Source organism: Actinomadura rifamycini DSM 43936 (assembly GCF_000425065.1).
Lineage (GTDB): Bacteria > Actinomycetota > Actinomycetes > Streptosporangiales > Streptosporangiaceae > Spirillospora > Spirillospora rifamycini.
This window is the reverse complement of sequence record NZ_AULB01000024.1, coordinates 40,033-63,752: the sequence shown is the minus strand read 5'-3', so window position 1 is coordinate 63,752 and position 23,720 is coordinate 40,033. Positions and strand designations below refer to the sequence as shown.

General features: G+C 76.0%; 26 protein-coding genes. 17 read left to right on the top strand and 9 right to left on the bottom strand.

Going from position 1 to position 23,720, the window contains the following annotated elements:
• Positions 1-101 precede the first annotated feature (101 nt).
• Genes H505_RS43815 through H505_RS43805 form a run of 4 tightly spaced genes read left to right on the top strand, consistent with a single transcriptional unit; the run spans position 102 to position 3,494 of the window.
• Positions 102-1,175 carry an SRPBCC family protein gene (locus tag H505_RS43815; RefSeq protein WP_157433095.1) on the top strand — a complete coding sequence of 358 codons (1,074 nt, stop codon included), beginning with the start codon at positions 102-104 and terminating at the stop codon, positions 1,173-1,175.
• Between the two features lie 27 nt (positions 1,176-1,202).
• The gene (locus tag H505_RS51115) at positions 1,203-2,753 is read left to right on the top strand and encodes a hypothetical protein (protein ID WP_051301063.1); all 1,551 of its coding nucleotides are present in this window, start codon (positions 1,203-1,205) and stop codon (positions 2,751-2,753) included.
• A gap of 14 nt (positions 2,754-2,767) precedes the next feature.
• On the top strand, positions 2,768-3,037 hold the full coding sequence (locus H505_RS0122930) for a hypothetical protein (RefSeq protein WP_051301062.1): 270 nt from the start codon (positions 2,768-2,770) through the stop codon (positions 3,035-3,037).
• A 34-nt stretch (positions 3,038-3,071) separates the two neighbouring features.
• Positions 3,072-3,494 carry a VOC family protein gene (locus tag H505_RS43805; RefSeq protein WP_157433094.1) on the top strand — a complete coding sequence of 141 codons (423 nt, stop codon included), beginning with the start codon at positions 3,072-3,074 and terminating at the stop codon, positions 3,492-3,494.
• 4 nt (positions 3,495-3,498) lie between these two features.
• On the opposite strand, the gene H505_RS43800 is transcribed toward H505_RS43805, so the two are convergent.
• Positions 3,499-3,795 carry a MazG-like family protein gene (locus H505_RS43800; RefSeq protein WP_051301060.1) on the bottom strand — a complete coding sequence of 99 codons (297 nt, stop codon included), beginning with the start codon at positions 3,793-3,795 and terminating at the stop codon, positions 3,499-3,501.
• Positions 3,796-3,916: 121 nt separating this feature from the next.
• On the opposite strand from H505_RS43800, the gene dapF reads away from it, so the two are divergent.
• Positions 3,917-4,918, top strand: a complete 1,002-nt coding sequence (dapF, locus tag H505_RS0122915) for a diaminopimelate epimerase (RefSeq protein WP_026403846.1) — start codon at positions 3,917-3,919, stop codon at positions 4,916-4,918.
• Positions 4,919-4,961: 43 nt separating this feature from the next.
• On the opposite strand, the gene H505_RS0122910 is transcribed toward dapF, so the two are convergent.
• Both H505_RS0122910 and ccmA read right to left on the bottom strand, forming a co-directional pair.
• Positions 4,962-6,308: a DUF6297 family protein gene (locus H505_RS0122910; protein WP_026403845.1), complete on the bottom strand. Its 1,347-nt coding sequence runs from the start codon at positions 6,306-6,308 to the stop codon at positions 4,962-4,964.
• Positions 6,305-6,925 carry a heme ABC exporter ATP-binding protein CcmA gene (gene ccmA, locus H505_RS0122905; RefSeq protein ID WP_026403844.1) on the bottom strand — a complete coding sequence of 207 codons (621 nt, stop codon included), beginning with the start codon at positions 6,923-6,925 and terminating at the stop codon, positions 6,305-6,307. Before ccmA ends, H505_RS0122910 begins: the two co-directional genes overlap by 4 nt.
• A gap of 54 nt (positions 6,926-6,979) precedes the next feature.
• On the opposite strand from ccmA, the gene H505_RS0122900 reads away from it, so the two are divergent.
• On the top strand, positions 6,980-9,568 hold the full coding sequence (locus H505_RS0122900; RefSeq protein ID WP_026403843.1) for a DUF4132 domain-containing protein: 2,589 nt from the start codon (positions 6,980-6,982) through the stop codon (positions 9,566-9,568).
• Positions 9,569-9,629: 61 nt separating this feature from the next.
• On the opposite strand, the gene H505_RS0122895 is transcribed toward H505_RS0122900, so the two are convergent.
• Positions 9,630-9,815: a DUF397 domain-containing protein gene (locus H505_RS0122895; protein ID WP_425248267.1), complete on the bottom strand. Its 186-nt coding sequence runs from the start codon at positions 9,813-9,815 to the stop codon at positions 9,630-9,632.
• A 232-nt stretch (positions 9,816-10,047) separates the two neighbouring features.
• Between H505_RS0122895 and H505_RS0122890 the strand changes: the two genes are divergently transcribed.
• Positions 10,048-10,644, top strand: a complete 597-nt coding sequence (locus H505_RS0122890; protein ID WP_026403841.1) for a hypothetical protein — start codon at positions 10,048-10,050, stop codon at positions 10,642-10,644.
• On the opposite strand, the gene H505_RS0122885 is transcribed toward H505_RS0122890, so the two are convergent.
• Positions 10,641-11,285, bottom strand: a complete 645-nt coding sequence (locus H505_RS0122885) for a TetR/AcrR family transcriptional regulator (protein ID WP_026403840.1) — start codon at positions 11,283-11,285, stop codon at positions 10,641-10,643. The two genes, H505_RS0122890 and H505_RS0122885, sit on opposite strands and share 4 nt — an antisense overlap.
• A gap of 62 nt (positions 11,286-11,347) precedes the next feature.
• On the opposite strand from H505_RS0122885, the gene H505_RS43795 reads away from it, so the two are divergent.
• From H505_RS43795 to H505_RS43790, 3 genes are read left to right on the top strand one after another with little or no spacing between them, the layout of a single operon-like run.
• Positions 11,348-11,980: a class I SAM-dependent methyltransferase gene (locus H505_RS43795; protein WP_051301059.1), complete on the top strand. Its 633-nt coding sequence runs from the start codon at positions 11,348-11,350 to the stop codon at positions 11,978-11,980.
• A 46-nt stretch (positions 11,981-12,026) separates the two neighbouring features.
• The gene (locus H505_RS0122875) at positions 12,027-12,629 is read left to right on the top strand and encodes a TetR/AcrR family transcriptional regulator (RefSeq protein WP_084550667.1); all 603 of its coding nucleotides are present in this window, start codon (positions 12,027-12,029) and stop codon (positions 12,627-12,629) included.
• Positions 12,622-13,911 carry a glycosyltransferase gene (locus H505_RS43790; RefSeq protein ID WP_034519379.1) on the top strand — a complete coding sequence of 430 codons (1,290 nt, stop codon included), beginning with the start codon at positions 12,622-12,624 and terminating at the stop codon, positions 13,909-13,911. The genes H505_RS0122875 and H505_RS43790 overlap by 8 nt, the downstream gene beginning before the upstream one ends.
• Here H505_RS43790 and H505_RS0122865 read toward each other — a convergent pair.
• Complete coding sequence (locus H505_RS0122865) at positions 13,899-14,321, bottom strand: hypothetical protein (RefSeq protein ID WP_026403838.1); 423 nt, start codon at positions 14,319-14,321, stop codon at positions 13,899-13,901. The genes H505_RS43790 and H505_RS0122865 overlap by 13 nt on opposite strands.
• Before the next feature lie 90 nt (positions 14,322-14,411).
• On the opposite strand from H505_RS0122865, the gene H505_RS47980 reads away from it, so the two are divergent.
• Positions 14,412-14,897: a hypothetical protein gene (locus tag H505_RS47980; protein ID WP_157433093.1), complete on the top strand. Its 486-nt coding sequence runs from the start codon at positions 14,412-14,414 to the stop codon at positions 14,895-14,897.
• Between the two features lie 19 nt (positions 14,898-14,916).
• Here the strand turns inward: H505_RS47980 and H505_RS0122855 are convergent, their stop codons facing one another.
• The 3 genes from H505_RS0122855 to H505_RS47975 all read right to left on the bottom strand — a co-directional run bounded on the left by H505_RS0122855 (position 14,917) and on the right by H505_RS47975 (position 17,970).
• A complete protein-coding gene (locus tag H505_RS0122855) occupies positions 14,917-15,186 on the bottom strand; it encodes a hypothetical protein (RefSeq protein WP_026403837.1) in 270 nt (89 codons plus the stop codon).
• A gap of 121 nt (positions 15,187-15,307) precedes the next feature.
• Positions 15,308-15,520, bottom strand: a complete 213-nt coding sequence (locus tag H505_RS43780; RefSeq protein WP_034519377.1) for a hypothetical protein — start codon at positions 15,518-15,520, stop codon at positions 15,308-15,310.
• A complete protein-coding gene (locus H505_RS47975; protein ID WP_157433092.1) occupies positions 15,517-17,970 on the bottom strand; it encodes a beta propeller repeat protein in 2,454 nt (817 codons plus the stop codon). The genes H505_RS43780 and H505_RS47975 overlap by 4 nt, the downstream gene beginning before the upstream one ends.
• Before the next feature lie 1,051 nt (positions 17,971-19,021).
• Between H505_RS47975 and H505_RS0122840 the strand changes: the two genes are divergently transcribed.
• The 6 genes from H505_RS0122840 to H505_RS0122815 all read left to right on the top strand — a co-directional run bounded on the left by H505_RS0122840 (position 19,022) and on the right by H505_RS0122815 (position 23,718).
• Entirely contained in the window at positions 19,022-19,366 is a 345-nt protein-coding gene (locus H505_RS0122840) for an NADH-quinone oxidoreductase subunit A (protein WP_026403835.1), read from the top strand.
• Between the two features lie 85 nt (positions 19,367-19,451).
• Entirely contained in the window at positions 19,452-20,306 is an 855-nt protein-coding gene (locus tag H505_RS43770; protein WP_051301057.1) for a hypothetical protein, read from the top strand.
• Positions 20,299-21,162 carry an NADH-quinone oxidoreductase subunit H gene (locus tag H505_RS0122830; RefSeq protein ID WP_026403834.1) on the top strand — a complete coding sequence of 288 codons (864 nt, stop codon included), beginning with the start codon at positions 20,299-20,301 and terminating at the stop codon, positions 21,160-21,162. Before H505_RS43770 ends, H505_RS0122830 begins: the two co-directional genes overlap by 8 nt.
• Complete coding sequence (locus H505_RS43765; protein WP_034519375.1) at positions 21,163-21,657, top strand: NADH-quinone oxidoreductase subunit J; 495 nt, start codon at positions 21,163-21,165, stop codon at positions 21,655-21,657.
• Complete coding sequence (gene nuoK, locus H505_RS0122820) at positions 21,647-21,949, top strand: NADH-quinone oxidoreductase subunit NuoK (RefSeq protein WP_026403833.1); 303 nt, start codon at positions 21,647-21,649, stop codon at positions 21,947-21,949. The genes H505_RS43765 and nuoK overlap by 11 nt, the downstream gene beginning before the upstream one ends.
• Complete coding sequence (locus tag H505_RS0122815) at positions 21,946-23,718, top strand: NADH-quinone oxidoreductase subunit 5 family protein (RefSeq protein ID WP_026403832.1); 1,773 nt, start codon at positions 21,946-21,948, stop codon at positions 23,716-23,718. Before nuoK ends, H505_RS0122815 begins: the two co-directional genes overlap by 4 nt.
• The last annotated feature ends 2 nt before the right edge of the window (positions 23,719-23,720 follow it).

Genomic DNA, 23,720 nt, shown 5'->3' with positions numbered 1-23,720 from the left:
GTCGCGGTGACAGGTGGGGTGACGCCGCGCTCCCTGTGCGGACGACGGGACGGTCCGCACGCCAGGCGGGGAGCGGCCGACCGGAGCGAGAAGTGGTGACCATGGCCGAAACCAAGACGAAGGACGCGCCGGGTCTGATCGACGACCTTCCCCTCGACCAGTTCAAGGAGGCGAGCCAGGACCTCGCGCGCGCGGTGATGACGCGGGCGCTGGCGTCCGCCAACGACAGGATCCGCGACCTCACCGGACGGCTGAGCGAGAGCGCCGGGGACGGCGGCGGAGGCGGCGACGGAGACGGCGGCGGCGTCGGCAAGAAGATGCTCGCCGCCGGGGCGAAGGAGATCGCGGAGGGCAAGTCTCCGCTCCGTGCGGGGATGAGCGCCGGGATGACCGGAGCGAAGGAGAAGGTGAAGGGCGTCGCGGGCGGCCTGCTCGGCGGCGGCGACGGAGACGGCGGCGGCGGAGGCGGCAGCGAGAAAGAGGCCAAGGTCGTCAACATCGTCGAGGAGTTCGACGTCGGGCTGCCGCTGCGCACCACCTACGACCAGTGGACGCGGTTCGGCGACTACCCCTCGTTCACCAGCAAGGTCGAGAGCGTCGAGCAGGAGTCCGACGAGAAGCTCAACTGGCGTGCGCAGATCTTCCTCTCGCACCGGAGCTGGAAAGCGACGATCACCGAGCAGATCCCCGACACGCGGATCGTGTGGAAGTCCGAAGGCGCCAAGGGGTACGTCGACGGCGCCGTGACCTTCGCGGAGCTGACCCCCAACCTGACCCGCGTCCTGCTCGTCGCCGAGTACCACCCGGACGGCTTCTTCGAGAAGACCGCGAACCTCTGGCGCGCGCAGGGGCGCCGGCTGCGCCTCGAGTTCAAGCACATCAAGCGCCACATGATGACCCGCTCGGTCCTCGAACAGGACGACATCGAGGGCTGGCGCGGCGAGATCCGCGACGGCGAGGTCGTCAAGACCCACGAGGACGCCGTCAAGGAGGAGCAGGAAGCCCAGGAGAACCAGGACCAAGAGCAGAGCCAGGAACAGGACCAGGACCAGGAGCAAGACCAGGAGCAAGACCAGGACCAGGAGCAGGGTCAGAAGCAGGACGAGGGGCAAGAGCAGGAGCAGGAGCAAGAGCAGGACGCCGAGAAGGTCGAAGCGAAGAGCGGCGCCGGCTGACCGAGCGCGGACGAGGGGACCGGACCCATGGCAGACACCACGCCCGACGAGCGGTCGCGCGAGCGGGGGGAAGAACATGCCGGCGGCGCGCGCGACGTACCCGGGCCGGACCCCGACCGCCCCATCGAGCGGCGGCCGTCCAAGGGCGGGCCGGACGTGTATCTCAACGTCCCGCAGCTCAAGGTCGAGGAGATCTCCCTCGAGGTCGAGAACCTCGAGGCGCACGTGGCGCTCTCCGCACAGGTCCTCGACATGCTGAGGCTCAACGTCGGCGCCGACGTCGGCTTGGGCGCGGTCAAGCTCGACATCAAGGGCGTGGAGGCACAGGCGCTCCTGGAGGTCCGGCTCGACGAGGTGGCCGCCATCGTCGACCGCGTCCTCACCACCCTCGACCGCAACCCGCAGCTCCTCGAGCACATCGGCCGGGGCGTGGAGTCCATCGGGGCCGGTGCGGGCCGGGCCGTCGGCGAACTGGGCACGGGGGCCCGCGGCGCCGTCGAGCACGTCGGCCGGGGAGCGGGACACGCCGTCGAGGACGTCGGCGAGGGCGCCGGCGGCGCCGTCAAGGAGGTCGGCCGGGGCGCCGGGGGCGCGGTCCAGGACGTCGGCAAGGGGGCCGGCGGCGCCGTCCAGGACGTCGGCCGGGGCGCCGGGTCCGCCGTCGAGGACGTCGGCGAAGGCACCGGCGGCGCCGTGCAGGACGTCGGCCGCGGCGCCGGAGGCGCGGCCGAACAGGTCGGCAAGGGCGCTGGCGGCGCGGCCGAGCAGGTCGGCCAAGGGGCCGGTGGTGCGGCGGAGGCGGCCGGGCAGGGCGCCGGAGGCGCGGTACAAGACGTCGGCAAGGGGGCCGGTGGCGCGGCCGCAGCAGCTGGGCAAGGTGCCGGTGGTGCGGCGGAGGCGGCCGGTCAAGGCGCCGGGGGTGCGGCCGAGCAGGTCGGCCAGGGCGCTGGAGGCGCGGCCGAGGCGGCCGGGCAGGGGACCGGTGGTGCGGCGGAGCAGGTCGGCCGCGGGACGGGCGAGACCGCCCAGCAGGCCGGTGAAAGCGCGGGACGGGCTGCGGGAGAGGCCGGGGACACCGTCGAGAGCACGGCGGGACAGGCCGTGGAAGATGCCGAGGGCGGTCAGCCGCGCGGAACGCCGGACGAACAGCCGGACGAACAGCCGGACGAACAGCCGGACGAACAGCCGGACGAGAAGCAGGCAGGCGAGGCGAGCGAGGAACCGCGCGACGAGCCGCGCGACGAGCCGCGCGACGAGCCGAGCGATGAGTCGGGCGACGACCGGCCGGACGACCGGCCTGCCGACCAGACGGACGATCGGGAGTCGGGCGATCGGGAATCGGACGATCGGAAGTCGGGCGATCAGGCGGACCGGGGGTCGGATGACCAGGCGGAGGATCGGAAGTCGGGCGACCGGCCGTCCTCCGCGGACGGGGGAGACGGGAACAGCGGAAAGGGCGGGGAAGGCGCGGCGGACGACGCCACGGAGTTGCGAGGGGCGCTTCGGGAGACCGAGGAGTCCCTTCAGGAACTCGGGCGGGCGCTGATGCGCATGTTCTCCAAGCAGTCGAGCCGGTGACGGGGTGACGGACGATGGCCGGGAAGTATCCGGAGGACGAGGTCGCGGCGTCGGCGGCGATCCTCTTCCGGGCGACGGTCACGGCGGACGAGTTGCGCTTCGGGACGGTCCCGGACAGTTCGGTCGAGTTCACCGGGGACGCCGACGCCCGGTCATCCTCGGGCAGCGTCCGCACGGGCGTTCCGGACGAGGCGCGGTCGGGAACGACCTACCGCGACGTCCACATCGACTACGCGATCGCGGCGAAGCTCGCCCAGCGGGAACGGCCCGGGCCGCCGGAGTGATCCGCGTCGTTCGATCGGTGAGCTTGGAGGGGTTGTGAGGCAGGTCGTTACGCCGATGCTGTCGTACGAGGACGTGCGTGCGGCGCTCGTGTGGCTCGGTGACGCCTTCGGGTTCCGGGAGACCGGCCGGATCACGATGCCGGACGGGACGATCGGGCACGCGGAGATGGAGACGGAGGACGGCGGCGCGATCATGCTCGCGGAGCCGACGCCCGCGTACCGTTCGCCGCGCCGGCATGCCGAGGAGTGCGCGGAGGCCGCGGCGTGGTCGTCCGTCCCGTACGTGATCGACGGCGTTCACGTGTACGTGTCGGACATCGAGGCGCATTTCGAGCGGGCGCGGGGTGCCGGGGCGGTGATTCTCGCCGAGGTCGGCGACATCGCGGTGGACGGCCGGTACCGTGCGGCCGACCTCGAGGGCCACCGCTGGATGTTCGAGGACATCGCGGCGGGCTGACGGGTCAGACGCCGGAGCGCTCGGTGACGGCGCGCAGGCGGCGTTCGAGGTGGGCGCGGGCCGCGGCCGGGTCGTCGCCGGTGAGCGCGACGAGGGCGATCCCCGCGGTGATGATGACGTCGGCGAGTTCGTCCCGGACGTTGTCCGGGGTGCCGTGGACGCCCTTGCTCGGGTTCTGCCCGGTGACGCCGATGTACGCCTGGACGGCCTCGCCGTACTCCTCGGCGATCTTCAGGATGAGCGTCTGCTCGTCGACGCCGGGGAGGTAGCCGGTCCTGAGGCGGGCGAAGTCGTCCCACATGGCGCGTCCAGGTGTGTGCGGGGGTGTGACGTCGGCGATGCTAGCGGCACGGACCCGCGCGGGCCCCCGGTCGGCCGGTACGATGGTCGGATCACCCGTTTCAGCACGTCAGAGAGCCGCCATGTCGCAGTTGCCGGTCGTCAAGGTCCACGGAAACCGTAACGACATCCTCGTCGTCGACGGCGCCCCGGACGAGCTGTTCCCCGGCGGGGAGGCCGCCCGCGCGGTGCGGCGGCTGTGCGACCGCCCGGACGGGCTCGGCGCCGACGGCGTCTACTTCATCGTGGACGGCGGCGACGGCACGGCCCGCGCGTGGTTCTTCAACCCGGACGGCTCGGAGTCGCTGCTGTGCGGCAACGGGATGCGCGGCGCGGGGCGCCTGCTCCTCGACCGCCACGACGCCGGGGAGGTCGTGCTGCGCACCGGCCCGTACGACTTCACGGTCCGGGACGCGGGGACGACGCCGCACGGCGTGCGGCGGACGGCGGTGGAGCTGCCGCCGGTCGACTTCGCGCCCGCCGACCCGATCGTCGCCGGGGCCGCCGAACCGGTCGTCGACCGGGTGCTCGGCGCCTACCACGCGTCGCTGCCGGTCACGGCGGTGGCGGTGCCGAACTCGCACCTGGTCAGCGTCATCGGCGGCTACCGCGAGGACGAGCTGATCGAGACGGGCCTGCGGGTCGGGGACGCGCGCGGCGACTTCCCGCAGGGCGCGAACGTCAGCTTCGTCCTCCCGCTGGACGGGCGGGGCCCGGCCGACGTGTACGTGCAGACCTACGAGCGCGGCGCGGGGCTGACGCCGTCCTGCGGGTCGGGCGTGGCGGCGTCGCGCGCGGTGTGGTCGCGGCTCGGCCGGGTCGACCCGGACGTGCCCGTCCTGGTGCGGAACCCGGGCGGCCCGGCGCGGTCGTGGCTGCAGGAGGCCGACGGCCGCTGGCAGCCCGTCCTGGAGGGCAACGGCACGATCGTCTTCCGGGCGGAGGTCGACCGGGCGTCCCTGGCGGGCGACGGCCCGCTGTCGTTCGTGCAGGAGGACGACGAGGCGGAGCTGGCCGCGTTCGACGCCCTCTACCGGGAGAACCGCGAGATCCTCGCCGACGCCGGAGTGAAGCCCACCGCCTGACCCCGCGCCCGCTTCGCCCCTCACCGCGGGCGTCCGGCCCGGTTCAGCGGCGTGCGGCGGCCAGGTAGGCCGCCAGGACCGCGACCCCGGTGACCGCCTGGACCGCCAGGTACGGGCCGATCGCGGCCGGCGGGGCGCTCAGTGCGGCGAGCAGCGGCGCGCAGCCGAGGGCGGCGACGTCGAGCCCGGTCGCGGCCCACAGGACCGGGCCGGTGGGCACGGAGCCGAACGGCGTGTCGAGGGTCGGCATGGCGTGGTCGACGGGCCGCCGCCGCGCCATCCGCAGCGCCCCGGCCGCCAGCGCGGGCGCCGCCGCCGGGCCGAACGCCCACCAGGCCGTGCCGTCCGCGATGCTCGGCGCGGCGAGGGCGAGGGTGAGCCAGGCCCCGCCGAGCAGCAGGGGCAGCACCGACCGCGCGGCCAGCGCCGCGCGGGGCGCGACGCCGAGCGCGGGGCCCGCGGCGGACGCGAGCAGCGCGCACAGCAGGCCCGGACGGCGCGCCAGCCTGCGCCAGTCGATCCAGGCGAGGGCCGCGGGGCGGGCCGCCCGCGCGGGCCAGGGGCGGGACCGCAGCGTCCGCCCGCGCCAGTGGGCCTCCTCGGCGATCCACGTCAGCGCGGCCGGATCGAGGCCGACCGTCGCCGCGGTCACGTGCCCCGTGCGGGTGGACGCGTCCAGGATCGAGCGCGCGGGGACGCGGTCGAGCGCCCGCCACGCGAGCCGGAGCAGCAGCGCGGCCGCGACCGCGCCGGCCACCGCGAGGGCGGGGCCCGCCGCCGGCGTCGCGTCGGCGACGGCGGCGCGCACCTCGCGGCCGGGGCCGGCGCCGAGCAGCAGCGCGGCCGCGGCGGCGGCCGTCGACCCCGCGATCAGCGCCTGCAGCCCCGTGTCCCAGGGCGGCGACGCCTGGGCGAGCACGGCCGCCGCCGCCCCGCCGACGGTCGCCGCGACGGCCGGGAGCACCGCGCCGGCCAGTGCGGCGGGCGCGTCGCCGGGCAGGCCGAGGACCGCGAGGAGCGCGACGCCGAGCACCGCCCCGGCGGCGAGCGCGAGCACCAGCAGCGCCGCGGCGCTCCGGGCGAGCACGCCGCGGCGGGGGAGCGGCGAGAGCAGCAGCCACGACGCGTCGGCGGCCGGGAGCGCCACCGGACCGAACCTGCGGGCCAGCGTGAGGAACCCCGCGTAGGCCAGCGCGACCAGGGCGAGCCCGGCCCCCGCCTGGGACGGGTCCACGTCCCGCGCGGCGGACGGCAGCACGGAACCGAGGGACCCGCCGAGCAGCGCGGCCGCGAACAGGGCCACGGCCGCGCGCGTGTACCAGTCCGTCCAGCCGGCGGACGTCCGGCGGTGCGCCCGGAGGTACCCGCGGGCGGCGCGCACCCCGCTCATCCGGCGGCCTCCAGCCTCAGCCGGCGGGTGGACCAGGCGAGGTCGTCGTCGTGGGTCACCATCACCAGGGTGCCGCCCGCGACGGTGTACGCGACGAAGATCTCCTTGAGCCGGTCGCGGAAGTCGAGGTCGAGGCCGCGCTCCGGCTCGTCCAGCAGGAGCAGCCGGCTCGGCCGCACCAGCCCCATCGCCAGCGAGAGCCGCTGCCGCTGCCCGGCCGAGAGCCGCGCCGGTGCCGCGTCGTCCCGTCCGGTCAGGTCGAACAGCTCCAGCGCCGCGTCGGTGTCGAGCCGGACCTCGCCGTGCACGGCCCGCATCAGGTCGACGTGCTCGCGCACCGACAGCCACGGGTACCAGCTCGGTTCGTCCGCGATATGGACCACGTCGCGCCAGAACTCGGGCCCGTCCACCGGCGGCCGGCCGAAGACGGCCACCTCCCCGGCGGCGGGCCGCTGCAGGCCCGCCAGGCAGCGCAGCAGGGTCGACTTCCCGGCGCCGTTCGCCCCCATGATCGAGAGGAACTCGCCGGGCCGCACGTCCAGGTCGAAGCCGTCCAGGACCCGGACTCCGCCCAGCTCCACGTCGAGGCCGCGGACCGTTATGACCGTCTCTTCCACAACGAGATCCTACGTGCACCGCTTTGTCGTTGCTTGTCGTTAGCTTTCCCTGTCATGGTCGAGATTCCGGTCGAATGGCGCGAGCACCTCCATCCGCGGCGCGGCGGCGCCGCCGGGCCCGCGGCGGTCCCCGACGAGGACGCCGCGCGGCGGGCCCGCGAGGCGGAGCGCCGGGCCCGCCCGATCGCCGCGCAGATGGCGGAGCACGAACGCACCGACCCGGCGCTCGGCGAGGCCGTCGCGGCGCGGCTGGACGGCGCCCCCGACCCGGCGGGCGCGGCGGCGGTCGCGGCCGCCGCGGTGCGGTACCTCGGCGACGTCGACGCCCCCGCCTTCGTGGACGCCTGGACGCTCGACCACGGGCTCGCCTTCGCCGCGTGCGCCCTCACGGAGGCGTCGTCCATCGAGGCCGGCCCGGTGCCGGTGCGGGCGTCGTCCGGTTCCGGCGCCGTCCGGCTCGTCGCCCACGCCTCCATCGGGGACGCGCCCCGCGGGTGGGCCGGCGAGCTCCGGCGGACCACCGACGAGGACGCCTTCCCCCTGGGCCGGTGGATCGCCGACGACCGCGCGGCCAAGCGGCTCCGCGCGCTGCTGGCGGCGGCCCCCGAGGACGTGTACCGCGACGCCGTCGCCCGCGTGGCGGCGCACCGCGGCGACCCGCAGCGGCGCCGCACGGCGTCCTACCTCCTGCCGACGGAGACGCGCTGGGCGGACGAGGCGCTCGCCGAGAACGCCCACCGGCAGCCCCTCGGCCAGGACCACGTGCTCGCCTCGATGTCCACCGCCGCGCACGCCGCCCGGGTCACCTGGATGCCGGTGACGCCCGCCGTGGTCGGGACGCTGCTCGACGGGCTGGGCGCGGACGCCGTCCCGCTGCTCGACATCGCGCTGCGGCGCCGCCGCCGGCAGGGCGCCGACGACACCCGCCCGATCCTGGTGCGCGCGCTGCTGGAGACGCCGGACGAGCGGATCTTCCCCGCCCTGCTCGCCGGGATCGGCGAGCAGGGCGGGCCCGCGGCGCTGCTGGAGGCGGCCGACCGGTATCCGGCGCTCGCCGTCCGGGCGCTGGCGCCGCTGGCGGACGACGGCACGACCGACGGGCTGCGCGTGGCCGGGCTGCTGCGCGGGCTGCTGCACGCCGACCCCGCCCTGGTCGTCCCCGCGGTGGAGAAGCTGGCCCCGCCCCCGCCCGTCCCGGTCGCCGACGACGTGCCCGCCGCGCTCGCCGGCCGGGCCCGGCGCAGCGCGAAGACCGACTGGGCCGACCCGGCGCGGCTCCCGCGGATCCGCACCCGCGCCGGGGACCGGGCCCTGCCCGACTCCGCGACCCGGCGGCTGCTGGGCCTGCTCGCCGCGGGCGCCCCCGAGGTCGCCGACGTCCGCGAGCACTGCGACCGGCACTCGCTGGCCGAGTTCTCCTGGGCGGTGTTCCAGCGCTGGTACGCGTGCGGCGCGCCGACCAAGCACGCGTGGGCGCTGGCGCAGCTCGGCCTCATCGGGGACGACACGACGGTGCGGCGGATCAGCCCGCTGATCAAGCGCTGGCCGGGCGAGGGCGCCGCCTCCCGGGCGGCCGCCGCGCTGGACGTCCTCGCCGGCATCGGCTCCGACGTCGCCCTCACCCACCTGTTCGAGCTGACCCGCCGGGGCAAGTACAAGGGGCTCAAGGCCCGCGCGGCCCGGAAGATCGACGAGATCGCCGCCGCGCGCGGCATGACCGCCGAGGCCCTCGCCGACCGCGCCGTCCCGGACTTCGGCCTGGACGACCGGGGCGAGCTCGTCCTCGACTACGGTCCGCGCCGGTTCACCGTGACGTTCGACGAGCAGCTCGCCCCCCTCGTCGTCGAACCGGGCGGGAAGGCGCGCAAGAGCGCGCCGAAGCCCGGCCCGAAGGACGACCCGGCGCTCGCCCCCGCCGCGCACGCCCTGTTCACCGGCCTCAGGAAGGACCTGCGGACGATCGCCGGGCAGGAGATCGCGCGCCTCGAGACCGCGATGGTCGAGCGGCGGAGCTGGACGCCCGGCGACTTCCGCGCCCTGTTCGTCGAGCACCCGCTGCTCGGGCACATCGCCCGCCGGCTCGTGTGGATCACCGGCGGCGGCACCGCCTTCCGCGTCGCCGAGGACCGCACCTGCGCCGACGTCCGCGACGACCCGTTCGTCCCCGCGCCCGGCGACCGCGTCGGCATCGCCCACCCGGTCCTGCTGGACGATCTCGACGCCTGGGCCGACCTGTTCGCCGACTACGAGATCCTGCAGCCTTTCGACCAGCTCGGACGTCCCGTCCACCGGCTCACGGACGCCGAGCGCGCTTCGAGCGCCCTCACCCGGGTGGAGGGGCTCGTGCTGCCCTACGGGAAGGCGAAGGGGCACTCGCAGGGCCGCTGGAACGCGCCGTCCCCCGACGGCGACTCCTCGGGCGCCTGGATGGCCCGGCGCGACCCCGCGGGCCTGTACGTCGTCGCGAACCTGAGCCCCGGACTGGACGCGTACATGTACGGCGAGGGGCACGACCAGCGGATCCGCGCGCTGTGGGCGGGCCCCGCTCCGGCGGCCGAGCCGGCGGACGCCGTCCCCCTCGGCGAGGTCGACCCGGTCACGATGAGCGAGGCCGTCCACGACCTGACCCGCAGCGCTCTCTGAACCGGTTGGCCCAGACGGGTGGGCGGGACGTCCGGGCCGTCCGTCCGTCCGGGAGGGGCGGCTAGCCGGGTAGCGCGCCGTCCTGGGCGCGGGCCGCGCGTAGGGCGGCGCGCAGGACGGCGGGGGGCAGGAGCAGGACGGGGCCGTCCGGGTCCTTGCTGTCGCGGACACCGACGGCGCCGGGGAGCGCGGCCAGTTCGACGCAGTTGCCGTTCGCGCCGCTGCGGGAGCTCTTTCGCCAGGTCACACCGCTCTGGTCCATGATCCGTGCCTGCCCTTCCGGGGGTATCGGGGGAACGGTTCGTGAACATGAACTTCCCTCAAGACACGCATTCATGCAGGATGAGAGCCATGTTCTCGGCCTGATTTCCCCCGGACGGGGGAGCGGGCTCCCTCCGGCGGGTGGCGATGGCGGCCGGGCCCGGTTGCGATCGTCGACGCGGAGCGGGCACCGGGCCCGCCCGACCGGAGGACCGACGATGACCGCCCCGACCGATCCGCCCGCGCCCCGTCCGCCAGCAAGCACCGGACGGCTGCGCGCCGCGTGGCGGGCCGCGCACGCCCCCGCCGCCGGAGTGCCCCGCTGGGCGCGGATCGCCGCCCTCGCCGTCCCGCTCGTCGTCCTGCCGTCCGGCCTCTGGCGCCTCCCGATCGCGTTCGGCTACGACCACGGGATGGGCGCCGAGGCCGGGATCGGCGAGCGCGTGTACATCGTCCTGCTGTCGATCGTCTCGGAGCTGCTCGCGTTCACCGCCGTGGGCCTGGTCGCCTCCTGGGGCGAGCGGTTCCCCCGCTGGATCCCGGTGCTGGGCGGCAGGAACGTGCCGCCGATGGCCGCCGTCGTGCCCGCGTCCCTCGGCGCGGCCGTCCTGACGGTGCTGTGGACGCACGCCTTCATCGGGCAGCTCGAGGGCCGCACCCTCCAGGGCGGGCGGCTGCCCGCGAACTTCCCCTCCGAGCAGGGCGCCGTGGAGGCCGCGATCTTCTACCTGGCCTACACGCCGCTCCTGCTGTGGGGGCCGCTGCTCGCCGCCGTCACCTTCGCCTACCACCGCCGCCGCCGGGCCGCCCGTTAACCGTTCGTGGGGCCGGCGCAGAGCTGGGCGGCGAGAGTCTCGTACGCCCACGCCGCCCACGCGTCCGGAGACCAGCCGCGGTCGTGCACGAAGAGCCGGTACAGCTCGGGGCTGAGCAGGCCGAACAGCAGGTCGGCCGCCGTCGCGACGGAGACGCCGGGCCGGAACCCCGGCTTGCCGGCGAGCGCTTCGGCGGCGGCGCGGTGCACGGTGAAACGCGGGTCGGGCCCCTTGGGCCACTGCGCCGCGATCTCCGGGTCGGTCGCCGCGGCGGCCCCGATCAGCGGCAGGATCGGGGCGATCCGGCCGAGGATCCCCCGGGTGCCGTCCACGTGCGCCCGCAGCTGCGCGTCCGCCGTGGGCGCGGCGCACGCGTCCCGGAACCACGCGCGGTCCATGGTGGCGACCGGCTCGGCGTCCCCGGCGACGGCCGTGTCGACGACGCCCTTGAACAGCGTCCGCTTGTTCGAGAAGACGTAGTAGACGGTCTGCACGGCCACGCCCGCGCGGTCCGCGACCTCCTGCAGGCTCGTCGCCCCGTACCCCTGCGCGACGAACAGCTCCCGCGCCGCCTCGATGACCTTCTCCCGGGTGCGGCGCGACCGCTCCGCCCGTCCGTCCGGACGCTTGACCACATCCATGGTGCGAGCCTATATCTAGAGTGCGTCACTAAAGTTCAACTCTAAAAACATGGAGGTGTGCCGTGACGGACGAAGGGGAAGCGGCCGCGCGATCGGACCTGGAGCGTGCCCAGGAGGAGGCCGTCCGCCGCGAGCTGGAGGGGTTCTACGCCGCCGGCAGGCCGCCGTGGGACTCGGGCGTGACGCCGCCCGAGCTGGTCGCCCTGGTGGAGGGGGACGCCGCGCCGCCGCCCGGCCGCGCCCTCGAACTCGGCTGCGGAACCGGGACGAACGCCGTGTACCTCGCGCGCCGCGGCTGGGAGGTCGTCGCCGTGGACCTGATCGACGGCGCCGTCCGGCAGGCGCGGGAGAAGGCGGCCGCCGCGGGGGTGCCCGTGCGGGTCCTGCACGGGGACGCCACCCGGCTCGACGACCTCGACGTGCCGGGCCCGTTCGACCTGTTCTTCGACCTGAGCTGCTACTGCGGCGTCCCGCCGCACCGCCGCGCCGCCTACGCCGCCGGACTCGCCCGCCGCGCCGCCCCCGGCGCGCGCCTGCTGATGTTCGGCTACGGCCCCGAGGCGTTCGACGACCCCGTCTCCGGTGTCACCGCCGACGAGCTGCGCGCCCGGTTCACCGGCTGGACGCTCACCGAGGTCGTGCCCGGCATGAACGACGTGCCCACCTTCTGGTTCGCCCTCCGCCGCGACGGGTGACCACTTTCATTTGACTCCTCCCTCAAATGAATATAGTTCTTACTCCATGGAAAGTGCAGGGAGGCGCCCGTACCGCATGGGCGCCCGCGCCGCGGCGCTGGAGGCCACGCGGACGCGGATCATGGACGCCGCGATGCGGTTGTGGACGCGGCACTGGTACGACGACGTGACGCTGCAGCACATCGCCGACGAAGCGGGCGTGTCGGTGCAGACCGTCGTCAACCACTTCGACGGCAAGGACGGGCTCACCGAGGCCGTCGCCGACCTCGTGGCGTCGCAGACGGCGGTCGTCCGGCGGGCCCCGGCCGGCGACGTGGACGCCATCGTCGCCGTGCTGTTCGACGACTACGAGCGGCACGGCGACGCCAACGCGCGGTGGACCGCCCAGATCGACCGCGTGCCCGCGATCGCCCGCGCGGCCGCGCACGCGCGCGTCCAGCACCGGGCGTGGCTGGAGGAGGTCTTCGCCGACCGCCTCCCGGCCGACGGCCCCGACCGCGAGCATGCGCTCGCCCTGCACTACGCCGCCACGGACGTCTACCTGTGGAAGCTGTGGCGGCGCGACCTCGGGCTGTCGCGCCGGGACGCCGAACGCGCCATGCGGGACCTGGTGGTCTCGATCGACCCGCGAAAGGGAGACGATGGGTAAGAAAGTCCTGTTCGCCCTGTGGGCGGGCGGTGGCGCCGTGCCGCCGGCCCTCTCGATCGTCCGCGCGCTCCGCGAACGGGGCCACGGCGTCCGGGTGCTGGCCGACCGGTCGCTGCACGGCGAGGTCGCGGCCGCCGGCGGCGAGCCGGTCGCCTGGACGACCGCGCCCCAGGGCGACACGTCCGACCCGGCCGCCGACGTCATCAAGGACTTCGAGGCCCGAACGCCGCTGGGCGAGTTCGCGCGGCTGCGGGACCGCATCGTCTGCGGCCCCGCCGCCGACTACGCCCGCGACACGCTCGCCGAACTGCGCGCCCGTCCCGCCGACGTGCTGGTCGCCGAGCACGTCCTGCTCGGGGCCCTCACCGCCGGTGAGGCCGCCGGCGTCCCGGTGGCCTCGCTCGTCACGACGATCTACCCGCTGCCCGCCGAGGGGGCGCCGCCGTTCGGCCCGGCCTTCGCGCCCGCCGCCGGCCCCCTCGGCCGCGCCCGGGACCGGATCGCGGGCGGGCTGATGGTCAAGCCGTGGGCGAAGGGGCTGCCCGCGCTCAACGCCGCGCGCGCCGCGAGCGGCCTCGCGCCGGTCGACTCGGTCGTCGACGCGTTCGGCCGCGCCGACCGGTGCCTCGTCCTGTCCCCGCGCGCGCTGGACTACCCCGGACGGCGCTTCCCCGGCAACGTCCGCCACGTCGGCCCGCGGCTCGACGACCCCGCCTGGGCGGGGGACGAGCCGGAACTCCCGCCGGGCGACGCGCCGCTGGCGCTCGTCGGCCTGAGCTCGTCCTTCATGAACCAGCGGCGGCCGCTCGAGCGCATCGCCGCGGCCCTCGGCACGCTGCCGGTGCGGGGCCTGCTGACGACCGGGCCCGCCGTGGACCCGCGCACGATTCGCGCCCCCGGCAACGTCCTGGTGGTCAAGGCGGCCCCGCACGGCCCGGTGCTCCGCCGGGCGGCGGTGACGATCACCCACGCGGGGCACGGGACGGCCGTCAAGTCGCTGGCCGCCGGGGTGCCGCTCGTGTGCCTCCCGCAGGGCCGCGACCAGCGGGAGGTCGCACGGCACGTCGAGCACGCCGGCGCGGGGGTCACCGTGCGCGGCAACGCCTCGCCCCGCGCGATCGCCCGCGCGGTCGGCCGCGTCCTCGACGACCCCGCCCCGAGGCGCGCGGCCGGGCGCATGGCCGCCGCGATCGCCGCCGAGACGGCCGCCGACGCGGCGGTCGCCGAGATCGAGGCCCTCGCCGGGCGGACGCCCGCCTCCGCGGCGGGCTACGCCCCGTAGTCGTACGCCATCAGCGCGGCCACGGCGACCAGGAGCACGGCGAGCAGGAACCCGCAGATCCACGCCGTCGCGAGCACGTCGGTCTTCAGCTCGGCGCCCGGCTCCCGCCGCTGCGCCGTGTACGTCCTGGACAGCCGCCCGCGCACCGGGAGGAGCGCGACCGGGATCGACACGAACGCGACGCTGTAGAGGAACAGGATCCGGTCCCCGGAGTCCGGCCGCAGCAGGCTCGCCCACAGGACGACCGCGGCGAACAGCGGCGTCAGGATGTGGAAGAGCTTCATGTTCGGCCGGGTCTCCCGCTCCGGCATCGGAAGCCCCGTGACGAACACGTGCATGCCCGCCATGAAGGAGGCCGTCGCCACGATCGCGATCAGCGCCCAGCTCGTCTCGGATATCGAGAACAACATGTGATTCGTCCCCCCGCCGCTCCGGCGGACGATCTTAGCGCCCGGCGCGTGTCCTTGGCTGACGAGGAAGGATGTGGTCAACTCTAGTCGTTGAGCGTTCGAGACGGGGAGGACCTGACGATGCCGAACGAGACGGGGGCCGGAGGCGTGGCGCCGGGGGCGGCGCTCGCGGAGAAGGTCGAATGGCTCATCCGCCACCAGTGGCCCGCCTCCGCCGGACCCCCGCGCAACAACGTCGAGACCGCGGCCGCGATCGCCCGCGCCACCGGCGAGGACATCTCCTCCACGACCGTGTGGAAGCTCCGCACCGGCCGCCAGGAGAACCCGCAGCTCAAAACCCTCACCGCGCTCGCCACCTTCTTCCGCGTGCCGATCGGCTACTTCGGCTTCCCGGTCGAGGCCGCGCCCATCGAGGAGGACCTCACCTTCAAGGCGCTGCGGCGCGAGGTCGAGCACGGCGCCATCCCCGCCGAGGTGCTGCGCGCGCTCGTGGACCTCTCGGACGACGCACGCTGGCTCGTCCACGAGATGATCCTCGGCGCCGCCGCCGCCGACCGCCGCCGCACCCCCGACTGACCCCCGTCCCGATCAGCGATCAAGCATCTCGGATGTCCGGTTTCGCGGCCGACAGGAGGCGCCCGGAGATGACCACGAGGCGTTCGTCCGAGCCGATGCTCACTCCCGGCGGAAGCCGATCACGGTAAGCGCCGGTGGCGTCACGTCCGATAACGGCGATGTCGCCGTTGTCCAGTTCCCAGATCTCGGGGCAGTCCTGGGTCGTGCGGCTGTCTCCGACCTCGGCGGCCGTCTTGCCCAGCCTCCGATGGAACCCCGCGCCGTGATCGGCTTCCCATGGCCTGGTCACGATGTCGCTCACTTCCCGTCGCCTGATCCAACGGAAAGATCCTTACCCTCCGCTTCGTGGCGACAAGCCCTCGATCCGCGGAAATGGGGGGATGGGTGGGGCCTCATCCGGCCAGGCTCGACTAGGTGGCGCCGATGTCGGTTCGGCATGCGGGGCAGTGGTGGTGCGGGCGGTCCGGACGCGTCGTGCAGCCGCCCAGGACGGCCTCGCCGCGTTCGGCCTTCTCGGCGAGCTTCGGCCCGGGCCGGCCGTAGACGATCGGGACGAGCGCGCCGCCGCACCGCGGGCAGGCAGGGGCGTCGTTCGGCTCTTCCCGGCCCCGCTGGGACGTCACGGCAGGTCGGTGCGCCACAGGGTGGGTGTCGTGCCGTCCGTCCCGGTCGCGAGGAGTTCGTCGCCGAGGGCGGTCAGTCCGGTGAGCCGCTGGGAGCCTTCGCCGTTCAGGCCGCTCCCCTCGGGCCGCCGCACCTGCCACGACGTCCCGTCGGGCGACGTCCAGAGCGCGACGTCCGAGGTGCCCGCCGGAGTGCCCGTCAGGACGAACCCGGTGCCCGTCGCGAGCGACGCGGTGATCGACGAGGCCTGGAGGGTGCTGAACGCCCAGGTCCGGCCGCCGTCCGCCGACACCCCGACGAGGTCGCCGTCGCCCGTCGCGACCAGCGTGTCCCCGCGCGCGACGACCTTCGTGAGGGCGCCCGCCGCCTGCGGGACCCGCACCGGCGTCCACGCCTTCCCGTCCGCGGACGTCCAGGCGGCCGGGGCGTTCGCGGCGCCCTCGCCGACCGCGGCGTAGCCCGACTTCGTGGCGACGACGTCGCGCATGCGGCCGTCGCCGAGGTCGCCGGTGCCCTCGGTCCAGGAGGCGAGGTCGGCGGAGTGCCAGACGACGGGCGCGCCGTCGGCCGCGCCGACGACCACGTACCCCGCCGCGCCGTGCGCCGCGCCGGACAGTTCGGCCTCGCCCGCCTTCGGCGGGGCCGCCGGATTCCAGGCGGTGCCGTCGGCGGACGTGACCAGCAGCGGGGCCCCGGAGCCGCCGCCCGCGGCGACCCAGCCCTGCGGGCCGTGGGCCGCGTCGGCGAGGCGCTGCACGCCCGGGCCGGCGAGCCCGCCGCCGCCCGCGCGCGTCCACGACGCGCCGTCCCGCGTGTGCCACACCGCCGCGTCGCCCGCGCCGCTGCCGATGGCGAGGGTCGTCCCGCCGGCGGAGACCAGGCGGGTCAGGGTCCGGTCGGGGGTGACGGCGCCGGGGACGGCGAGCAGGTCGATGTCGTCGTGCCGCGCGCCGGGCGCCGCGAGGTACGCGCCGTTGTCCTGCGCGCCCGCGACCAGCACGCCCTTGGGCAGCGCGGCCGTCGTCGCGGCGGCCTTGCCGCCGTCCGTGTCGAGCCGCTCCACCGACTTCCACTTCACGCCGTCGTCGCTGCGCTGCACGGCGATGCGCCCGTCGGTCAGCGGGACCAGCGCGGTCAGGCTCTCGGACGTGCCGTTCAGCGCGGCGAGCCGGTCGTAGGTGCGGCGGTCGATGGTGCTCGCGCGGGTCCAGCCCACGCCGTCCGCCGACCGGTAGAACACGGCCCGGCGCCGGTCCCCCTTCTTGCCCTCGCGGGCCGCGAAGAAGCCGCCGGGCCCGTTCGTCAGCGCCACGACCGGCCCGTACGAGCCGTCCGCGTCGGGCACCTCGGCCCGCGTCCACGTGGCGCCGCCGTCGGCGGACCGCCACAGCTCGCCCTTCTCGGTGCGGACCACCACCGCGCCGCCGTTGGCCGCCACGTTCGCCGGCGCCCCCTCGGCGGAGGCCGCGGCCCGCTGCCAGACGGCCCCGTCGGCGGACGTCCACAGCGCCGGGCGCCCGTCGTGGCCGGTGCCCGCGGCGGTGAAGCCGGTCTGCGCGGCGGTGAGGGAGGCGACCTCGTCGCCCCGCTGGAAGCCCTGCGGGGACGAGCGGTGCGTCCACGTCCGGCCGTCGGCGCTCGTCCACACGGCCACGCCCGCCGGACCGGCGCCGAGCGCCGCCCACGCCTTGCCGGACGCCGCGACGACCCGCGGGACGTCGAACGGGCTCGCCCCGCCCTCCCGCTTCACCTCCGCGACGCTCCACTGGTCGGCGCCGTCCGCCGACACGAGGATCTGGCCGCGCGGGCGGTCGACGGTCTCGCTCCCGACCGTGACCGCCGTCTCCCCGGCGACCGCGACGCCCGTGATCGCCTGCTCGTGCCCGTCGTAGAGCGCGGCCTGCACGGCGAAGACGCCGCTCGCGTCGGCCGCGCCGTCGGCGCCCGGCCCCGAACCCACGCCGGGGACGCCGTCGCCCTTCAGCAGGTACGCGACGCCGCCCGCCACGAGCGTGGCGACGGCCGCGACCGCGATCCCCGACCGCAGCCCGGGCCGGAACACGCGCTGCCCCGCCGGTCCGGGGGGCGTCGGCATGCTCTGCGGACGATCGAACGCGGGCGCCTCCCGGCCCGGCGCCGGAGGCGGCGGCTCGGGCGCCTCGCGCACGCGCGCCCGGTCCTGGGCGGGCGGCGGCGCCGCCTGCGGCTTCGCGCCCAGCCACGAAGCGTTCCCGGACGCCGGCTGCGGCGCGGTGAACCGCGCGGGCGCCGCCTGCTCGCCCGTCCGGACGACCCACTGCGGCCCCGTCCCGGACGGCGCCGGATCCACGCGCGTGGCCGCCGCGTCGTCCCGTCCCTGCGCGGGCGGCCCCGCCGGGGGTGCGCCCGGAGCCCGGTGCGGCCCCGACGACCCCCCGTCCGTCCTCCCCTGGACGGGCGCCCCGGGCACGCGCCGCTCCGCGTCCGATCCCGGCACCGAGTGCGGCGGGGCCGCCTGTGGGGCAGCGGGCGCGGACGGGGTGGCGTGGGGTGCGGTGGGTTGGGCCGTGCCTCGTGTGGGTTCGGGGACGGGTGGTGCGGGCGTTTGCGCGGTGGGTGCAGGCCCCGTGGGTTTCGGCGGTTCGGTGACCGGCGTGCGAGGCGGGGGCGCTGGGTGTGGCTGTGCGGCGGGTGCGGGTCGGTCCGCGGGTTGCGGTGGCTCGGCGACCGGCCTGGTCTCGGGGGCCGAGCGTTGCCCCACGGGTGTCTGCGCGGTGGGCGTTTCCGCACCTTGTGTGGGGTTGGGGACGGGCGGTGCCGGGTGTGGTTGCGCGGTGGGTGCAGGCCCATCGGTGCGTGAGCCTGCGGGGTGCGGCGGTTCGGTGACCGGCGTGCTCTTGGAAGTCGAGGGGGCCGGGTGTGGTGGTGCGGGCGTTTGCGCGGTGGGTGCAGGCCCCGTGGGTTTCGGCGGTTCGGTGGCCGGCGTGCGGGGCGGGGGCGCTGGGTGTGGTGCGGGTGTTTGCGCGGTGGGCTTGGGACGGTCCGCGGGGGGTGGCGGCTCGGTGGCCGGGGCGGCGGACGTGGGTGGGGGCGCCGGTGGTGTGGCGGGCCGTGTGGGTTCTGTGCCCGGTGCGGCGGCCGGGGTGGTCTCGGGTGGGCCGCTGGTGGGGGGTGCGGCGGCGTCCATGACCGTGGGGACGGGGTTGGGGCGCGTGGGGGCCGTGCCGCGCGGTGGGGCGGACGGCGGACGCGGGGGTGCGGCGCGGCCGGGGGACGTGCGCCAGCTCGCGACCAGCTTGTCGTCCTCGGTGCCGTCGGAAACGCGGCCCCAGCTCGGCGGTGGGGCGTCGGAGGGACGCCCGTCGTCATTCGTGCTCACGTTCGCCCCCCTTGCGATGGCACAAAAGCGAAGTGTACGGAAACTCGGTCAAGCGTAGGAAGTGCCGTGCCGTCCCGCGCATGTTTTCGCGTCCGCCGATCAGGTACATGGTCCCGTATCGGTCGCCGGAACAGGAGGGACGATGGCTCCCTACGTCGCGCTCCTGTCGCTGGCCGGGCTCGCGGGCGCGGTGGTGGCGGGCGTGTACGCGGTGTCCGCGGCGGTGGCGCCGCGGACGGTCGAGTGCGGGCCGTTCCTGTCCGGGGGAGCGCCGCGGGAGCACGCGGTGTCGCGGTACCACGTGCGCTGGTACGCGGTGTCGATGCTGTTCCTCGCCTTCGACATGGAGATGGTGTTCATGTACCCGTGGGCGCTGGTGGTCGCGTCGGTGGGCGTGAAGGCGGTCGTGGAGATGTTCCTCTTCCTCGCGCTGCTGCTCGTCGGGGTGCTGTACGCGTGGCGTGAGGGGGCGCTGCGATGGACGTGACGGAAGTGTCGCGGAGAAATGCGGCGCCTTTCTCGTCCGTTTCGCCGGTTGGGGTTCTTGACAGCGCGCGGAATGGAATGTCGCCGTGGACGTGACCCGATGGCTGCGGGGGTATGCGGTGCCGCGCCCGTTCGTGGTGTCGGCGGCGGACGGGACGGGCGTGCGGCTGGACGTCGAGGCGGAGCTGCGGGCGCGCGGGTGGGGGCGGGCGGCGTCGCCGGGGGAGACGGGGCTGCTCGTGGTGTGCGGGAATCCGGGGCCGGAGCTGGCGCGGGCCATCGACCGGGTGTGGCGGTCGATGCCCGCGCCGCGGACGCGGGCGGCGGGGCTGGACGGGGGGGACGCGGGGCCCGGGGAGCCGCCGGACCTCGGGGGCGTCGGCATGGCCGACCGGGGCGACGACCGGGACGGGCTGCGCCTGGACGTCCTGCACGTGCCGCTCGGGCCCGTGCTGCCGGACTGGCCCGCGGGCGTGCGGCTCGACGTGGCGCTGCAGGGCGACGTGGTCCGGGAGGCGGAGGTCGCGGTGGTGGAGTCGGCGCCGCCGTTCTGGACGGACGGGCGGGCGGCGCGGCGGCTGGACGCGGTGGCGCGGCTGCTGCGGGTCGCGGGGTGGGGCGCGGCGGCGGACCGCGCGGAGGTCCTGCGGGACGCGGCGCTGCGGGGGGAGGACGGGCTCGCGGCGGGGTTCGCGGGGTTCCGGCGGCGGGTCGGGCGCTCGCGGACGCTGCGGTGGATGACGCGGGGCGTGGGGGTTGCGGACGGCGCCGACGTGCACGGCCGGTTGTGCGGGTGGCTCGACGAGATCGGCGCGGTGTTCGGCGGCGCGGACCCGGGGCGGGTGCCGCCGGGGTCGGTGGACGCGCTGCCGGGGCTGGTGGCGGGCGAGGAGCTGGGGCGGGCGCGGCTGATCGTCGCGAGCGTGGACGTCGATGGCTGAGGTCGCGGTGCTGGGCGTGCTGGCGGTGGCGGCGGCGTCGCTGGACGCGGTGCTCGGCGGGCGGTCGTGGGACGCGCCGCTGCGGGAGGCCGCGCGCCTGCTCGGCACGGCGCGGCGGACGACCGTCCGGTCGGACGTGCTGCTCATGCGGGCGGGCGTGGTGGTGCTGCCGGTGGCGGCGGCGGTCGCGGCGGCGGTGGTGCCGGTCGGGGACCGGGCGGTCGGGGTGCCGGTGGGCGTCGTGTGGTTCAACGCGATGGAGGTCGTCGCGTGGGCGTCGGTGTGGCTCGTGGGGTGGGGGACGAACTCGGCGTTCGCGCTCGTGGGCGGCTACCGGTTTCTCGCGCAGGGGCTGGCGTACGAGCTGCCGCACATGTTCGCGCTGGTCACGGTGGCGCTGGCGGCGCACTCGCTGGACTTCCGGGAGATCGCGGCGGCGCAGGACGGCCTGTGGTTCGGCGTGTGGATGCCGGTGGCGTTCGCCGTGTTCCTGGTGTCGGCGGCGGCGATGGCGTTCTGGGGGCCGTTCGGGCATCCGGTGGGCGGCGACGCGGCGGGGGGCGCGGCGCTGGAGCTGTCGGGCGCGGACCGGCTGGTGTTCTTCGCGGGACGGTACGGGCTGCTCGCGGTCGCGGCGGCGGCGTCGGTGCCGCTGTTCCTCGGGGGCGGGGCGGGGCCCGTCCTGCCGGGGTGGGCGTGGTCGGTGCTGAAGGCGGCGGCGGTGCTGGCGCTGCTGGTGTGGGCGCGGCGGCGGCTGCCGGTGCTGCGGATGGAGCGGTTCATGGCGGCGGCGTGGACGGTGCTGATCCCGGCCGTGGTGCTGCAGATGCTCGTCGTGGCGATCGTGGTGGTCTGAATGGTGTGGGGCGTGGGCGCGGCGGCGGCGGCTTTCGGCGTCGCGGTGTTCGTGGTGGATTCGATGGCGCGGGCGACGTTCGCGCTGCTGGCGTCGTTCCTGTGCACGGGCGGCCTGCTGATGCTCGCGGGCCTGCACTACCTGGGCGTCCTCGTCGTACTCATGATGATCATGGAGATGCTGGTGATGGCGGTCTTCATGGTCATGTACATGATGAACCCGGCCGGGCTGGTGCCGATGTCGATGGTGCACAACCGGCGGGGCGCCGCGGCGATCGCGGGGACGGCCTTCGCGGTGCTGGTCGCGGGGATCGCGGCGGTGCCGTGGCCGGAGCGGACGGGACGCCGGCCGGACGATCCCGCGGTCGCGCTCGGCGAGGCGATCATGGGCGAGAAGATGCTGGTCATGATGGTGCTCGGGGTCGCCATCCTGGCCACCATGATCGCGACGGTGGTGCTGGCGACGCGGCCGGGGCGGTACGGCGATGACGCTTGAGGCTTTCCTGACCGCGGCGGCGGCGCTGTTCTGCGTCGGGCTGTACGGGGCGCTGTCGCAGCGGTCGGTCGTGATGCTGATGATGGGCATCGAGCTGATGGTCAACGGGGTGCTGGTCGCGGCGGGCGGGTTCTGGTCCGCGGTGCGCCCGGCGGTGGACGGGCAGGTGCTGGTGCTCGTCGCGGTCACGGTGATGGCGCTGGAGATGGCGATGGGGTTCGCCGTGGTGACGGCGCTGTTCCGCGCGCGGGACGCGGACCAGACCGACGACGCCGGGGACCTGCGGGGATGATCGCCGCCGTCTGCGGGACGCCGCTGCTGGCCGGGGCGCTGCTGCTCGTCGCGGGCCGCCGCGCCGACCGGGTCGCGCCGGCGGCGGGCGTCGCGGTCGCGGCGGCCGTTCTCGCGCTCGCGGGGGCCGCGGCGGCGGCGCGGCCGGCGGCGCGGGTCGCGGTGCTGCCGGGGGCGCCGGGCGGGCTCGCCGTGGACGGGCTGTCGGCCGCGATGGTCGTGACGGTCGCGGCGGCCGTCCTGCTGGTCCTGCTCCACGCGGCGGCGGAGGGGTTCGGCGCCCGCTTCTCCGGCCTGATGCTGGTGTTCGCGGGCGCGATGCTCGTCACGGTCACGGCCTCCGACCTGCTGCTGCTGTTGATGGGCTGGGAGGTCATGGGCGCGATGTCGTACGCGCTCATCGGGTACCGCTGGACGGACGACGGCGCCGTGCGCTCGGCCGCCGCGGCGTTCGTCACCACGCGCGCCGCCGATACGGGCCTTTACCTCGCGGCCGGGTTCGCGTTGGCGGGGACGGGTTCCTTGAGCTTGGCGGGATTGGAAGCGGCGCGGTCGCCCTGGATCGACCTCATCGCCGCGGGCGTCGTCGTTGCGGCGCTGGGCAAGTCGGCGCAGCTTCCGTTCTCGTTCTGGCTGTCGCGGGCGATGGCGGGACCGAGCGCGGTCTCCGCACTGCTGCACTCGGCGACGATGGTCGCGGCGGGCGGCTACCTGCTGCTGCGCCTGCACCCGCTCCTGGCGGCGAGCGGGTGGGCCGGCGCGGTGGTGTGCTGGGCGGGCGCGCTCACGGCGCTGGTGCTGGGGGTCGTTGCGCTGGCGCAGCGCGATCTCAAGCAGCTGCTCGCCGCGTCGACGTGCGCGCAGATCGGGTTCGTCGTGCTGGCGGCCGGGGCCGCGGCCGTGGCGGGCGGGGCGCTGCACCTGGTGGCGCACGCGGCGGTGAAGAGCCTGCTGTTCCTGTGCGCGGGCGTGTGGCTGGCGCGCACCGGCACGCAGCGGCTGGACGGGCTGGGCGGGGCCGCGAGGACGTCCCGGTGGGTCGGCGCCGCGTTCGCCCTGGGGACGCTCGCGCTGGCCGGGGTGCCGCCGCTGTCGCTGTGGTTCACGAAGGACGCCGTGCTGGCGGCGGCGCTCGACCGGTCGCCCGGCCTGTTCGCGGTCGGGCTGGCGGCGTCCGTCGTGGCCGCCGGGTACGCGGCGAAGGCGCTGGTCGCGGTCTGGGCGGGCGGGGGAGGGCGGCGCGGGGACGTGCCGGCCGTGCAGAAGGCGCCGCTGGCCGTGCTGGCCGCCGCCGCGTGCGCGGCGGGGTTCGCGGTGCCGTTCGGCGGCGGGTGGGAGGTGCGGCCCCGGCCGTCCGCGTGGGAGCTCGGGCTGTCGGGGGTGCTCGCGGCGGCGGTGGTCGCCGCGGTGGCCAAGGGCGTGCGGGTGCGGGCGCCCGCGTGGGGCCTGCACTGGGCGTACCTGGAGCGGGCGGCGCACGCGGGCGTCGTCCGTCCGGTGCTCGCGCTCGCCCGGGGGCTCGCCCGGTTCGACGACCGCGTGGTGGACGGGACGGTCGCGGCGATCGCGCGCGGGGGCCGCCGGGCCGCGGAGTTCGCGGCGCGGGACGCCGAGCCGCGGGTGGACGGCGTGGTCGCGGCCGTCGGGCGCGGCGCGCGCGCACTGGGCGCGCTCGCGCGGCGCCCGCAGACCGGGCAGGTCCACATGTACTACGCGCAGGCGGCGGTCATGCTCGCGGTGCTCGTCCTGATCGCGGTCCTGGCGGGGTGACC